13 protein-coding genes and 1 tRNA gene are annotated in these 12,352 nt (G+C 71.0%); 11 read left to right on the top strand and 3 right to left on the bottom strand.

The window, feature by feature from the left end:
- Window positions 1–91: 91 nt before the first annotated feature.
- Window positions 92–931: an ABC transporter ATP-binding protein gene (locus tag ACWEQO_RS17365; protein WP_452983932.1), complete on the bottom strand. Its 840-nt coding sequence runs from the start codon at window positions 929–931 to the stop codon at window positions 92–94.
- A 470-nt stretch (window positions 932–1,401) separates the two neighbouring features.
- Between ACWEQO_RS17365 and ACWEQO_RS17360 the strand changes: the two genes are divergently transcribed.
- Window positions 1,402–1,486 (top strand) — tRNA-Leu (locus tag ACWEQO_RS17360).
- A 282-nt stretch (window positions 1,487–1,768) separates the two neighbouring features.
- Entirely contained in the window at window positions 1,769–2,095 is a 327-nt protein-coding gene (cutA, locus tag ACWEQO_RS17355) for a divalent-cation tolerance protein CutA (RefSeq protein WP_452983929.1), read from the top strand.
- On the opposite strand, the gene ACWEQO_RS17350 is transcribed toward cutA, so the two are convergent.
- A complete protein-coding gene (locus tag ACWEQO_RS17350) occupies window positions 2,092–3,393 on the bottom strand; it encodes a helix-turn-helix domain-containing protein (RefSeq protein ID WP_452983926.1) in 1,302 nt (433 codons plus the stop codon). The two genes, cutA and ACWEQO_RS17350, sit on opposite strands and share 4 nt — an antisense overlap.
- A 171-nt stretch (window positions 3,394–3,564) precedes the next feature.
- Between ACWEQO_RS17350 and ACWEQO_RS17345 the strand changes: the two genes are divergently transcribed.
- From ACWEQO_RS17345 to ACWEQO_RS17310, 8 genes are all read left to right on the top strand, one after another.
- The gene (locus tag ACWEQO_RS17345; RefSeq protein ID WP_452983923.1) at window positions 3,565–4,203 is read left to right on the top strand and encodes a hypothetical protein; all 639 of its coding nucleotides are present in this window, start codon (window positions 3,565–3,567) and stop codon (window positions 4,201–4,203) included.
- A 153-nt stretch (window positions 4,204–4,356) separates the two neighbouring features.
- Window positions 4,357–5,577 carry a phosphotransferase gene (locus tag ACWEQO_RS17340; RefSeq protein WP_452983920.1) on the top strand — a complete coding sequence of 407 codons (1,221 nt, stop codon included), beginning with the start codon at window positions 4,357–4,359 and terminating at the stop codon, window positions 5,575–5,577.
- Window positions 5,574–6,500, top strand: coding sequence for a lactate/malate family dehydrogenase (locus tag ACWEQO_RS17335; protein ID WP_452983917.1), 927 nt, complete (start codon window positions 5,574–5,576; stop codon window positions 6,498–6,500). Before ACWEQO_RS17340 ends, ACWEQO_RS17335 begins: the two co-directional genes overlap by 4 nt.
- On the top strand, window positions 6,497–7,627 hold the full coding sequence (locus ACWEQO_RS17330) for a hypothetical protein (RefSeq protein ID WP_452983914.1): 1,131 nt from the start codon (window positions 6,497–6,499) through the stop codon (window positions 7,625–7,627). The genes ACWEQO_RS17335 and ACWEQO_RS17330 overlap by 4 nt, the downstream gene beginning before the upstream one ends.
- Window positions 7,628–7,649: 22 nt before the next feature.
- Window positions 7,650–8,774 (top strand): radical SAM protein, encoded by a 1,125-nt coding sequence (locus ACWEQO_RS17325; protein ID WP_452983911.1) that lies wholly within the window; start codon window positions 7,650–7,652, stop codon window positions 8,772–8,774.
- Window positions 8,771–8,971, top strand: coding sequence for a hypothetical protein (locus ACWEQO_RS17320; protein ID WP_452983908.1), 201 nt, complete (start codon window positions 8,771–8,773; stop codon window positions 8,969–8,971). The genes ACWEQO_RS17325 and ACWEQO_RS17320 overlap by 4 nt, the downstream gene beginning before the upstream one ends.
- A 122-nt stretch (window positions 8,972–9,093) precedes the next feature.
- A complete protein-coding gene (locus tag ACWEQO_RS17315; RefSeq protein WP_452983905.1) occupies window positions 9,094–9,930 on the top strand; it encodes a GNAT family N-acetyltransferase in 837 nt (278 codons plus the stop codon).
- 87 nt (window positions 9,931–10,017) lie between these two features.
- Window positions 10,018–10,479, top strand: coding sequence for a hypothetical protein (locus ACWEQO_RS17310; protein WP_361455031.1), 462 nt, complete (start codon window positions 10,018–10,020; stop codon window positions 10,477–10,479).
- Here ACWEQO_RS17310 and ACWEQO_RS17305 read toward each other — a convergent pair.
- On the bottom strand, window positions 10,381–10,878 hold the full coding sequence (locus tag ACWEQO_RS17305) for a MarR family winged helix-turn-helix transcriptional regulator (protein ID WP_452984012.1): 498 nt from the start codon (window positions 10,876–10,878) through the stop codon (window positions 10,381–10,383). The genes ACWEQO_RS17310 and ACWEQO_RS17305 overlap by 99 nt on opposite strands.
- A 207-nt stretch (window positions 10,879–11,085) precedes the next feature.
- Here ACWEQO_RS17305 and ACWEQO_RS17300 point away from each other — a divergent pair, with 207 nt between their 5' ends.
- Window positions 11,086–12,300, top strand: coding sequence for an FAD-dependent monooxygenase (locus tag ACWEQO_RS17300; protein ID WP_361455037.1), 1,215 nt, complete (start codon window positions 11,086–11,088; stop codon window positions 12,298–12,300).
- Window positions 12,301–12,352: the final 52 nt, after the last annotated feature.

Genomic DNA, 12,352 nt, shown 5'->3' with positions numbered 1-12,352 from the left:
CTTCTCGAGTTCAGAGGTACGAGGGCGGGGCGGGGCGCCGACCGGTGACGGGGCTTCGATCAGCTTCATCAGCGCTGTCGATGAGACTGATTCAGCTGGTGCGGCCCTTGGCGTCGAACTTCTTCATGCGGTCGAGCACCGAGTCGGCCGTCGGCCCGTGCATCTCGTCCACGATCCTGCCGTCCGCGAGGAACACCACCCGGTCCGCGTAGGCCGCGGCGACCGGGTCGTGGGTCACCATGACCACCGTCTGCCCCAGCTCGCGCACGGAGTTGCGCAGGAAGCCGAGCACCTCGGCGCCGGAACGGGAGTCGAGGTTTCCGGTGGGTTCGTCGCCGAAGATGATGTCGGGCCGGGAGGCCAACGCCCTTGCCACGGCGACCCGTTGCTGCTGACCGCCGGACAGCTGCGCGGGCCGGTGGCTCAGCCGGTCGGACAGGCCGACCATCCGGATCACCGTGTCCAGCCACTCCTTGTCCGGCTTGCGCCCCGCGATGTCCATCGGAAGGGTGATGTTCTCCAGGGCCGTGAGGGTCGGCAGCAGGTTGAACGCCTGGAAGATGAAGCCGATCTTGTCCCGGCGCAGCTTGGTCAGCTGCTTGTCCTTCAGGGAGCCCAGCTCGGTGTCGCCGATGCGCACGGAACCGGACGAGAACGTGTCGAGACCGGCGACGCAGTGCATCAGCGTGGACTTGCCGGACCCCGACGGGCCCATGATCGCGGTGAACTCCGCCTGCCGGAAGCCGACGGAGACCTGGTCGAGGGCGACCACCTGGGTCTCGCCCTGGCCGTAGATCTTCGACAGGTCCGTGGCGCGCGCGGCCACGGCGGTGGCCCGGTCGGCTGAGGGTCCCCCCGGACGGAGTTCGGGGGAAGGTGCGGTGGTCACGGGATGGGCACTCCTGTCGGGACGGCTGCTGCGCGACGACATCTTTCGCGACGACGCGCGGTGCGACGACGTGCGGTGCGACGGCGCGTGGTGCGACGGCGCGTGGTGCGACGGCGCGTGGCTCGGGAACGGGGACGTGGTCCATCGTTTCGCGTTCTCACTGCCGTGTAGTCAGCCGCTGCTCCGGTTGTGGGGGGCGACTCGGGGCTGACCGCCGGGGCGGCGGTCATACCTGGGGATGACGGCCGCCCCGGCCCCCGGGAGGAGACGACCCGAGCGGTGGACATCGTCAGAACGGGTGGAGCGCCCTTGTTCATACGGTGAAATTCCGTCATTCCGCATGCGCGGCCGGCCCTCGCCCGCAAGGCTGGTGGCAAGTGCTGATGGCGTTTTCCATGGCCTGATGCACCCTCAGGCGCCAATAAAATAAGACAACATGGGGCTACCGCCCTGCTGTGGGAGAGAGGGGTCCCGATAGGCTCGGCGGGTGCCCGACGCGGAGCCCATGGCCTGCCCGGATGGTGGAATGCAGACACGGCGAGCTTAAACCTCGCTGCCCCGGCGAGGGGCGTGCCGGTTCAAGTCCGGCTCCGGGCACTTTCCGGTTCAGCGGCGCTGACCAGCGGAAACGACTGGTTGGCGCCGTACCTCTTGCGTGTCGTGGGAACACATCGTCCCCAGCGTGCCCGTACGGCATCTGCGCACCCGCGGGAGAACAAAGAGGGCGAGGCGCGCACCGATACGGGCGCGACGGGAATCCGCTGTGCTCCTACTGCTTCACCGCGCAGTCGGCCAAGTGGGGTTCTGCCGTGAAGCACACGCGACTGCAAGACGCCTTGCCTGTGGCTGGCAGGGGTGCGGGCCGTTAGTCTCCCGGCCATGAGCGACTACGTGCAGGTCTCGACTGCTACGCCCACCCGCGAGCAAGCCGTCGGCCTGGCCCAAGGGGCGGTCAAGGCTCGGCTTGCCGCGGGCTCGCAGATCATCGGCCCCGTCACGTCGGTGTTCTGGCACCTTGGGGAGTTCGGCGAGGGTGAGGAGTGGCGGCTGCTCCTCACGACGACGAGCGAGCGGTACCAGGAGCTGGAGCGGTACCTCCTCGAGGCGCACCCATGGGACAACCCGGAGCTGATCGCCACGCCGATCACGGGGGCGGCCCGCTGCCTGGAGTGGATCAAGGGCAGCGTGGACCCCGCGTCGTCCTAGACGGTGGCGCTCTCCAGCAGGTGGCGGACGGCCGGCACGTCCCGGTGCCGACCCAGCTGCGCCAGTACCGGGGTGAGCCGCCGACGGGGGCGTACGGATGCCACGCCGCTGGACAGCTCCAGCGCTCGGCCGGTCACTGCGGCAGCCTCCTCGATCTCCCCGGCCGTGAGGTAGGCATCCGCGAGCCATGAGAGGTAGAGCGCCTTGTCCCGGGCGTGGGCGTCGTCGTACCGCCCCAGGGCCTTCGTGAGGACGGGGACGGCTCGGAGGGGGCGGCGTAGCTCTGTCCAGCAGCGGCCGGTCATGATGTCCAGCTCTGTCCGGTCGACCCAGGCGGCCCAGTCCGGCTGTTCTTCGCCGTGCTGCTGCTCGTCCAGGGCGGTGTGGGCGGCGGCGAGGGCTCGTTCCGTGTCGGCTGGCCGGTTGGCGACGGCGCATGCCCAGGCCATCCGCTCGTAGAGGAGGGCCCGGACGGTGGCGGGTGCGTTGTCGGTGAGGGAGGCGCAGCTGTGGGCGGCCATCGCGGCGGCTTGGTCGCGGTCGGCGGTCTGGTAGGCGAGGAACGCGAAGCCGTTGCCGAGGAGATCACCGTCGCCGGCCTCGCGGGCTGCCGCCACGCTCTCCTCGTACAGGCTGCCGGCCTCGGCCGGGCGGCCTCCGTCGAAGGCAGCCCACCCGGCTTGCTGGGCTTGTTCGGCGAGGAGGGAGAGGAGGCTGCGGCGGGTGTCGGGGGTGGTGCTGGCGGTGCGGAGCCGACCCTTGGTGTGCTGGTATTCGCTGAGGTAGACGCGGTAGGTGTCGCCTCCGCCGAGGATGTTGTCGAGGCGGCGGAGGCGGGCGGTGCGGGCGCGGAGCTGGGCGACGTCTCCGGGGCCGATGTGGTTGGGGGGCGAGGGCTGGTGGAGGGCGGGCAGGGCGGCGGCCAGGCCGGTGGAGGCGGCGGCCAGGACGGTTCGGCGGCGCATGGGGGGTCCGATCTCTCTGCTGTGCGTGTGTGCAGGAGAATCGCCTGTTTCCCAAGGGCGGGGAGCCAGGCCGACCATGTGCCCCGGGACGCGTAGGGCGTCCGCGATCTGCACGACCTTGTCGAAGGTGGTGATCCGGCCGTTCCCCCGGGCGAGGCTGCCCACCCGTTCCGGCTTGATGTCGCACTCGGCGGCGATCCGCGAGTAGCTGATCCCGGCCCGTTCGCGGGCGAGCCGGAACACCGTTCCGAAGTCATGAGCAGCCAGGGAGCGTTGCGTCTCCTCGTCGTCGAGGAGCCCGGGGGGCAGTGCGGTTGGCGGTTGGTAGATCATGCGGCACTTCCTGCTCGCCTGAGTCTGCGGGACGACTGTCTGAGGTGTGTACCCATCATGGGGATACCCCGCTGCGGGATGCGCGACATCCGCCGGAAAACCACCCTTGCGCGAAAAGCCCCGGGGCCGTGGTGTCGGCCTCCGGGGCGACGACTGCCAAGGAGTCGCCATATGGATGAGCGTACCCAACCCGCAGTAAATCAAGAGGTGTTGGAGAGACTAGCGCAGGCGGATACCGGGCTGCCCGCGCGCCGGGAGCTGGAGACGGACGAGGTACCCAGCAACGACATCCGGACCGTGGAGGGGGCGGCCCTGGTGACCCGAGCGGAGCGGGACCTCGCCGTCTCCCATTGGCTCCTGTCCGCTGCGGAGAACCGCGACCTGGCCCGCGCGCAGTGGAGGGAGCGCGACAGGATCGCCCTCCTGGCCTGCGGCGGCATCCTCTCCGCGATCCGTCTCCCGGCCCGCCTGGTGTGGTGCGCGGCCGGGTCGGAGGAACTGAAGGAGGTGGACGTCTACCTCCGCCAGGCCATCGATGGCCCGGTGTTCATGAGCCTCCACACCCTCCGGTACTACGCCCTGGTCCCGGGGCGTGCCCTCGGGCAGTTCCCGGCCCGGGACTTCCCCGGGGCGGCATGCATCGGCCGGGATCACTACCTGGGTGTGCCGGACGTCGGTTGCACTATCCCGCGCGGACGCTCGTACTGGTGCGTCCCCATGGACTCTCCCGGTGAGCTCTGCCCCGTGGAGGCCGTGGAGGCGATGGCCCGCAGGGGTCGGGCGCGCGATCGCCAGAGAGCGTGCCGGTGACCCCCGTCCTGGCCCCGTAGCCGCCCTTGACTCCCCGTCGGCGCGAGACCTGACCGCGCCGACGGGGCTCCACCTCCGGCCGTCCGCCACCCCCGTCGGGCGGCCGGAGTCGCGCTTTCACGGACAACGAGCAGCCCATAGGGAGGCGTTTTCGTGACCACCGGCGTCTATGCCGCTCCCGCTCAGCACAGCCTCACCCGGCCCACCGTGGCCGAAGTGTTCCTCCACGCCGCCGCCCGGATCCACCAGGCCGCCGCTGACCTCTGGCCCGGCGAGCCCGTTCTCCTGGACCGGCACGTCCCCAGCGTCACCGGCTACGTCCACCGCGTCCGCGTCGGCGACCGCACCGTGTACGCCAAGACGTCCATCCTGGGGGTCTCCCTCGTCTCCCTGCTGCGCGGCACCCGGGGCCCCTGGCCCGCCGTGTGCCAGGCACAGCAGGAGTACGCGCAGCGGCCGGACGCCCTCCTAGCAGGGGAGGCCACGCAGCTGCGGGTCCTCGCCGGCCTGGACGGTCCGCGGGTGTGCAAGGTCGTCGGTATCCGGGACGGGGTCATCTTCACCGAGGCCGTTCCGGGGCCCACCCTTGGGGAACTCCTCCTCGCGCGGCCCGGTGAGGCTCGCGAGCTGCTGGAGCGCCCGCTCGCGGAGCTGCGCCCGCTGTACCGGCCGGGCGCCGCCCGCCGCCTGGGTGCGGCCGGGGTCATCGGGGAGCGCAGCATCGACGGCACGTTCCTCCGCAAGTTCACCGGCCCAGAAGGCGCTGCATACGTCGACCAGCTCGGCGCCGAACGCTGCCCGGGGCAGCGCGAGGAGATCGCGGAGATGGTGCGTGCCAGCGTGCGGCGGCTCCAGGGATTGCGGGCGATGCTGCCCTCGGTCATGGGCACGACCCTCGCGTACGGCGACCTGAAACCCGAGCACATCGCGTTCCCCGACGGCCCGGACGGGCGGCCGGTGTTCCTCGACCCGGGCATGGTGCGGGCGAGCCCGATGGCCGACATGGCGAAGCTGCTGAGCCGCACCGTCCTGGTCCTCATCGCGCGCCGGCCGAATCCGGAGACCGCCGGCCTGGTCGTCGACGGCCTCGCCCTCGTCGCCCGGTCCCGCGCGGGGGGCATGTCGGTGAGAGAGCGGCGGGCATGGCTGTGGCACCTGCTGGTTCTGTGGCTGATGGACACGCTCAACATCCTCACGACGTACCTGTCCGCGCCGGCCGCGCTGCCGCTTCCCGGTCTCGGCCTGGCCCTCGTCGAGCGGGCAGTCCCGGTGTGCCGTCTCGTCGACGCGGTGAGCGCCGACCTCCTCGACCCCCTTCTCTGCCGGGGCAGGGGAGAGCGGACCCTCGACAGGATCGTCGAGGTAGTCGCATGACGGCCGCGGCGCCGACGGTCGGCGTCATCGGTACCGGCGCGGTCGGCCAAGCTGTCGGCGGTGCCCTGGTGGCCTCCGGGCTGTGCGACAGCGTCCTCGTCGCCTCCCGCACGGCCGGGCAGGCCGAGGCCCTGGCGGACGACCTCGACGACATGCGGGCCGCGCTCGGCTCCCCGGTGCGGCCCTTTGAGGCCACCGTCGCCGAGCTGCGCGTGTGCGCCGCCGTGGTGGTCACCGCCCGGGCTCAGTTCACGAACGCCCGCACCACCGACGTCCGGATGGGCGGGGCGCAGGCCAACGCGCCCGTCATCCGGTCCCTCGCCGGGCAGCTCGCCGGATACGGGGGGACGGTCCTGGTGGTGACCAATCCGGTCGACCTGATGACCCGGTTGTTCGCCGAGGAGTCCGGCTGTCAGCGGGTGTTCGGGATCGGCTCCGGCCTGGACTCCGCCCGCTACCGGCTCGCCCTCGCCCGGCTCCTGGCGGTGCCGGCGGATGCGGTGTCCGGGCACGTCATCGGCGAGCACGGGGAGGCCGCCGTCGTGTGCGCCTCGTCGACCACCGTCAACGGGCAGCCCGTGCCTGTCCCCCTTCAACAGGTCCGCGACGAGCTGACCGCGCGCCCCGGCCGGATCAATGCCGGGATCGGCCGCACCCGGTGCGGTCCCGCAGGTGCGGTGATGTCCGCGCTGCGCCTGGCCTGCGGTGTCGAGGACGGAACGACCGAGCTGTGCGCTTCACACAGGGGCGGTTGGGCCGGAATTCCAGTGCGCTTCACCCAGGGCCGGCCCCTACCTTTCCTGCCTCCGCTGGACGCTGCCGAGGCCCGGCAGTGGGAGGCCACCCATGCCAAGCTGCGCGCCGCTTATCCGGCGGTGCGTGGCATCCCGTTGCAACCACTTTCTGGAAGGAATGGATCATGACTGCTCACGCCGTACGCCTGGAGAGCGTCGGCGCGTCCGTGACCGTCGTCTCGCCCGAGCGGGCCGTCACCGACTGGTCGGCCCGGTACTTCGGCCCGTGGTGGAAGGCGGCCGAGGTGCCCGCGGAGGGTGTCTGTGCCGGGTCCCTGGTCACCACGACCGTGGATGACAGCCAGTACGACAGCGCGGCGTTCGCGGTGACGCAGGCCCCTCACACGAGCACCGTCTACGCGCGGGCTCAGCTCCTCGTCGCCCGGGATGTGTCCGCGGGTGTCATCCGGGCCGTCGGGCCGGAGCAGGGTCTTGCCTACCGGTCCGAGCCGGGCACGGGACGGCTGGACGTCATCGGTCGCGACGCTGAGGGCGTCGCGACGGCGACCGCGCGCCTGGCCCGCGAGATGATGCGCGGTCAGCTGCTGCGGGACGGGTGGGCGGTGCTGCACGCCTCGGCGGTCGTCGCCGAGGGTGGGCGTACGGTCCTGACGTTCGGCAGTAAGGGCGCGGGCAAGACGACCACGGCCCTCGCCCTGGCCTCCGGGCGCGGGCTCGGGCTGCTCGCGAACGACCGCGTGTTCGTCCGGCCCAACGACCGCGGCGGGGTGGATGTGCTGCCGTGGCCGGCGGCCGCCGCGGTCGGTCTCGGGCTGCTGGAGGCGCTCGGCTGGTTCGAGATTGCCCGCGGGCGGCTGGAAGGCGGTGACGCGCTCCACCCGACACAGGATGAGCGGGTCACTCAGGCGCTCCTCGCCGGGGACCGCACGCCGTTGTGGGAGAACGGCAAAGAGTTGAAAACGCAGGTGTGTCCGGGCCAGTTCACGAGCTGGTTCGGGGTGCCCCTGGCGACCGAGGGCGAGGCCGCGGCGTTGCTGTTCCCGCGCGTCGAGGCGGGCGCGGCCCCGGCCGAGGAGGAGACCGGCCGCACCCTGGGCGCGGCGGACTTCATGAGCGGGGCCACCGAGGACCGGTACCCGGACGTGCTCGGTCTGGTGGGCGTCGACGGGGGTGGTACCGAGGCGGCGCGTCGGGAGGTCGCCCGACGGCTGGCCGCCCTGCCTCACCACGGCGTGGTCCTCGGCCACGACCTCGGCGCGAATGCCGATCTCCTGGCCAAGACGCTCGGGCTCTGACTCGCTGAAGAGGAGTTCTCTCGTGCATTCCCTGATCGCCAGTCCTTTCCTGGAACAACACGTCCTCGTGCGGCCGGGCCACCGTGGCGGTGCCCTCCTGCCGCCGTCCCGGTATGAGGAGCTTCGCGCCCTGGACCCTGTCGCGTCGGCTCCGGGCTGGCTGGTGGAAGCCGCCCGGGAGCAGTGGGAGGACCTGGACGTGGCTGGCCGTCCGGCGGGTGACGTCCTGCTGGTCCGGGAGCCGTCCGCTTGGGGCTACGGCAAGGCCTCTTGGGAGGTCAACCTCGGCTGTAACTACGACTGCAAGCACTGCTACCTGGGGCTCAAGATGCAGTCCGGGATGCCGTGGGAGGACAAGCGGCGCTGCCTGGACATCATGGCCGAGGCCGGCGTGCTGTTCCTCCAGGTCACTGGTGGTGAGCCGACCATCGACCGGGATTTCATGCGCTCCTACCGGCACGCGTTCGAGCTGGGCATGATGATCACGGTCTCCACGAACGGGTCGCTGCTGTGGCGGGAGAACCTGCTGAGGCTCTTCCGGGAGTGCCCGCCGTACCGCGTCACTGTGTCCATGTACGGCGCGACCAAGGCCAGTTACGACGAGCTGACGCAGCGGGCCGGCGCGTGGGACCAGTTCGTGCAGGGCATGAACGCCGCCCGCCACGCGCGGCTGCCGCTGCGCATGAGCATTGTCGTCACCGAGGACAACGGCCATGAGGAACAGGCCATGGTCGACCTGTGCGAGTCGTGGGGCGTCGAGTACGAGGTCTTCACCAACATGACGCCCACGATCTACGGAGGCGGCGAGGTCCTGACCGCGCAGTCCAAGGAGCACCTGCGCGTGCGGAAACAGTTCACGGGCTGCAACGCCGGACACACCTTCTTCCACATGGACCCGCACGGGCTGGTGTCCATCTGCAAGATCGGCCGCGACGACCAGATCAGTCTGGTCCACGAGGGGATCGACGGCCTCTCCCGGCTCGGCGCCATCGCCGACCGCCTGATGCTTCGCACTGGAGGCTGCTCGGGATGCAGCCTGGCCGGTTCCTGCCGCGTGTGCAGGCCCCTGGCCAAGCACTACCAGGAGGCGAAGGCCCCGCTGGCGGCGTATTGCCAGCACGGAGATAGAAAGCAGGGTGAACGATGACCGCTGTAGCAGTCGAGATCGCGCCGAGGCGCCCGTTGCCGAGTGACGGCCCGCCCCAGACCGGCCAGCCGTACCTGACACGGCCCGTCCTGGCACCGGTGGAGCCGGTGACCCGGATCACCGCGGTGGACGACCTGGACACCGTGATGGACAGCGCGAAGTGCTCGTGCGCCGCCGGCGACGACAACCCGCACTAGCCTGACCTGGTCCGGTCGTGAATGAGCAGGCCCCGGCGTCTTCGGCGTCGGGGCCTGCGGCGTGTGCGCGTCGTGGGTAGCGTGCGGCCATGGATTTCCGCTGGGACTGGATTGAACCTGCGATGCCTGTGCCGTACGTGCCGACCCTCGGCCCCGTCCACCCGGACAGCGCGCTCCCTGACCTCTTCCGCGCGGTGCTGGAGGTCGCCGGTACGGGTGATTTCCTGCCGTACGACAAGGATCGCCGCTGGTCGTTCAGGAAGGAGGAGCGCATCCTGGTCGACGCCGTTGAGCAGGGCCCGGACCGTGTCCTCGTCCCCACGTTGGTGGAGCGCGGCGTCGGCATGGTCAAGGTCCACGTATACGGGGCGGCCCCCGGGAGTCTGTCCGTGGGCGCGGACCTGGCTCAGAAGCTTGCGGCCGCGCACGGCGCCGGGAAGGCCCGGATCGTGTGGTCCCTCGGCACGGATCAGCCGGAGACGTACGCCCGGGGCGGGACCCGCGTCCAGCTCAAGGAGTTCACCCGGCCGGGAGCGGGGCCGGACGCGCCGGTCCAGGAGTACGCGCACCTGCCCGAGGGGGCGGGATTCGCCGCGTTCGCGGAGGAGATGGCCGCGGACGGCTTCCGGTTCCTGTACGGGCACATGCAGGCCGGGACGGCGGGGCCCGTCCTCACCGTGCTTCGTGACGGCCGGGTGGCCGGCGCGATCGGCCCCATGGAGACGATGCTCGACGGCGTCGGGCGGGTGCGGCTGCTGCCGCAGTACTTCGGTGTGCTGCCGGAGCACCGCGGGCGCGGCTACGGGCGGGCCCTGTGGCGCGCGGCGATGCGGTGGGGGCACGAGCGCGGCGCGGCGTACCAGCTCCTCCAGACCGAGGTGGGGGGTGCATCGGACCGGTTGTGTGCGGCGGAGGGCCTGACGTCCCTCGGGTACGTGCAGCAGCGGGACTGCGCCTGACGAGGTGTAGGGAAGGGCCCTGCCCCCAGGGGAAGAATGTCGGGCCCGCCGCGCGATTGTTCTGCGCTCAATGTTTTTGTCGCTCTTATGAGTGACCAGGACGTACGGGGCGCGCTGGGGCGGTCACTATGGGGGCGCACGGCTTTCCAGACCTCGCGTTTCGGCCATTGCGCGGAACGCGGTCGTGGCTCCCGGCTGCTCCTCACCCGGGCCCTGTGGCGCGGGGCCGAACCCGTCTGGGAGGAACAGGCCCGCGCCGCCGGGCTCATCGTGGAGCACGTCGACGAGCGGCCCGACGAGCCCGAGATGTGGGGGCGGCTCTACCGGCAGTGGATCAGCCACGCCGACGAGCTACGGCGCGACCTCGGCGACGTCCAGGCGGAGCGCATGCTCGGCGAGGCCCACCGGATACTGCCCGCGCCCCGGCCGCCGCGCGGTCCTTCCCACTGTTCAGCCCTCGCCGTCCTCGTCGAACCGTGTCAGCCGGGCCGTTACGTCGTCGACGAGCCGGGCGAGGAGCCGGGCGAGGTCGTCCCGGTCCTGTGGTGACCAGTCGGTGAGTGCTTCGGCGAACCAGGCCAACAGGGAGGTCACGTACCGGTTGGCTCCCTCCGCACCTGCCTCGGTCGGTTCGATGAGGCTCGCTCGGCGGTCGTGCGGGTCGGCGACACGTCGTACGAGGCCGCGTTTCTCCAGGGCCTGGACCTGGCGGGTGACGTGCGGGCCCACGACCTGCATGCGGTCGGCGATCTCGCCGATCCGCAGTGGCCTGTCGGCTGTGCGGAGGGAGAGCAGCACGCCCATGGCGGGGCGGTCGAGGGCGAGGCCGGCCGCCTCGGTGGCGTGCTCGATGAGCCGACCCCTGGTGACAGCGGCGCTGAACTGGATGATCCGGGGCAGCACGGCGAGCAGGTCGGTGGGCGGAGGATTCTCCGACACGGGCGACACGGGCGACACAGGGGACTCGGGCGACTCGTGGGTCACGGCACCTCCATTTACATACCTGAGTTAGGTATCTATATTGCAAGGGGGGGTGGTCGACGCCATCGAGGCGCCGCATGACCTCCTTAAGGATACCTAAGTAAGGTATGCGTCTTTGTGCACGCGGCGCGTACCCCTTCGTGCCGGGCATGTCCCGGAGGAAAGGTGAGAGCCATGGACCAGGCGTCCCGACCCGTCCGTCGCGTACTGATCTCCGGAGCGAGCATCGCGGGCCCCGCCCTCGCGTACTGGCTCGACCGGTACGGCTTCGAGGTGACCGTCGTCGAGAAGGCCCCCGCCGTGCGAGGGGGCGGGTACGCGATCGACATACGCGGCACGGCCCGCGAAGTCGTCGACCGGATGGGCATGCTGCCGCGCCTTCGTGAGGCGCACGTGCACAGCCAGCGGATCACCTTCGTGGACCCGGTCGGCGAGACGATCGGCTCGCTGCGGCCCGAGCAGGCGACCGGCGGAGAGGCGGGATTCGACCTCGAAGTCCGGCGCGGCGACCTGGCCGACACGCTCTGCGCGCCGTTACCGGCGCGGATCGAGTTCCTCTTCGACGACTCGATCGCCGCGCTGGACGACGATGGAGAAGCCGTGCACGTCGTCTTCGACAGCGGAACTCGCCGCACCTTCGACCTGGTGATCGGTGCGGACGGACTGCACTCGAACACGCGCCGCCTGGTCTTCGGCCCTGAAGAGCCCTTCCACCACTATCTCGGCCATATCTTCGCCGGCTTCACGCTGCCGAACGAGTTCGGACTGGCACACGAGGCGGCCATCTGGAACGTGCCGGGACGAGGCGCGGTCCTCTACGCCCACGAGCCGTCCGAGCGTGTGCACGGCTTCCTCACCTTCACCCGCGAGGTCCCGCCCTTCGACGCCTTCCGTGATCCGCAGGCCCAGCGTGACCTGGTCGCGGCGCACTTCCCCGAGCGGGTCTGGCACCTGCCGCGCCTGGTGGAGGCGATGCGGGAGGCCGACGACCTCTTCTTCGACGTCGTGAGCCAGATCCACATGCCTACGTGGTCCCGCGGTCGCGTCGCGCTGGCGGGCGACGCCGCGCACGCGACCTCGTTCCTCTCCGGTCAGGGATCGAGCGTCTCGCTGGTCGGTGCGTACGTCCTGGCGGGCGAATTGGCCACGCACGCGGATCACGGGGATGCTTTCGCCGCCTACGAGCGCCGGATGCGGCCTTTCGCGGAACGCAACCAGGCACTGGCCACCGAGGGCGGCACCGTGGTGACGCCGACGACCCAGGAGCAGCTCGACGCCCGCAACGCCGTGGTGCGTGACCCGCAGGCGGGGAGGGTGACGGTGAGCGCCGAAGAAGGGCGTGCGGCGCACTCGGGGCTGGTGCTGCCCGACTATGCGGTGACCGTCTGAGGACGGTGTCCCGCCGGGCGGTGCAGCAGCGATCCCCCTCTCGTGGCCCGTG

Source organism: Streptomyces sp. NPDC004051 (assembly GCF_053604275.1).
This window is presented reverse-complemented; position numbering and strand designations above follow the sequence as displayed.

Bases quoted from the DNA above. Each gene is read 5' to 3' on its own strand.
- ACWEQO_RS17300 (WP_361455037.1), top strand. From the start codon at position 11,086: ATGGACCAGGCGTCCCGACCCGTCCGTCGCGTACTGATCTCCGGAGCG.
- ACWEQO_RS17330 (WP_452983914.1), top strand. From the start codon at position 6,497: ATGACTGCTCACGCCGTACGCCTGGAGAGCGTCGGCGCGTCCGTGACC.
- ACWEQO_RS17350 (WP_452983926.1), bottom strand. From the start codon at position 3,393: ATGATCTACCAACCGCCAACCGCACTGCCCCCCGGGCTCCTCGACGAC.
- ACWEQO_RS17315 (WP_452983905.1), top strand. From the start codon at position 9,094: ATGCCTGTGCCGTACGTGCCGACCCTCGGCCCCGTCCACCCGGACAGC.
- cutA (WP_452983929.1), top strand. From the start codon at position 1,769: ATGAGCGACTACGTGCAGGTCTCGACTGCTACGCCCACCCGCGAGCAA.
- ACWEQO_RS17320 (WP_452983908.1), top strand. From the start codon at position 8,771: ATGACCGCTGTAGCAGTCGAGATCGCGCCGAGGCGCCCGTTGCCGAGT.
- ACWEQO_RS17310 (WP_361455031.1), top strand. From the start codon at position 10,018: ATGAGTGACCAGGACGTACGGGGCGCGCTGGGGCGGTCACTATGGGGG.
- ACWEQO_RS17345 (WP_452983923.1), top strand. From the start codon at position 3,565: ATGGATGAGCGTACCCAACCCGCAGTAAATCAAGAGGTGTTGGAGAGA.
- ACWEQO_RS17365 (WP_452983932.1), bottom strand. From the start codon at position 931: ATGTCGTCGCGCAGCAGCCGTCCCGACAGGAGTGCCCATCCCGTGACC.
- ACWEQO_RS17335 (WP_452983917.1), top strand. From the start codon at position 5,574: ATGACGGCCGCGGCGCCGACGGTCGGCGTCATCGGTACCGGCGCGGTC.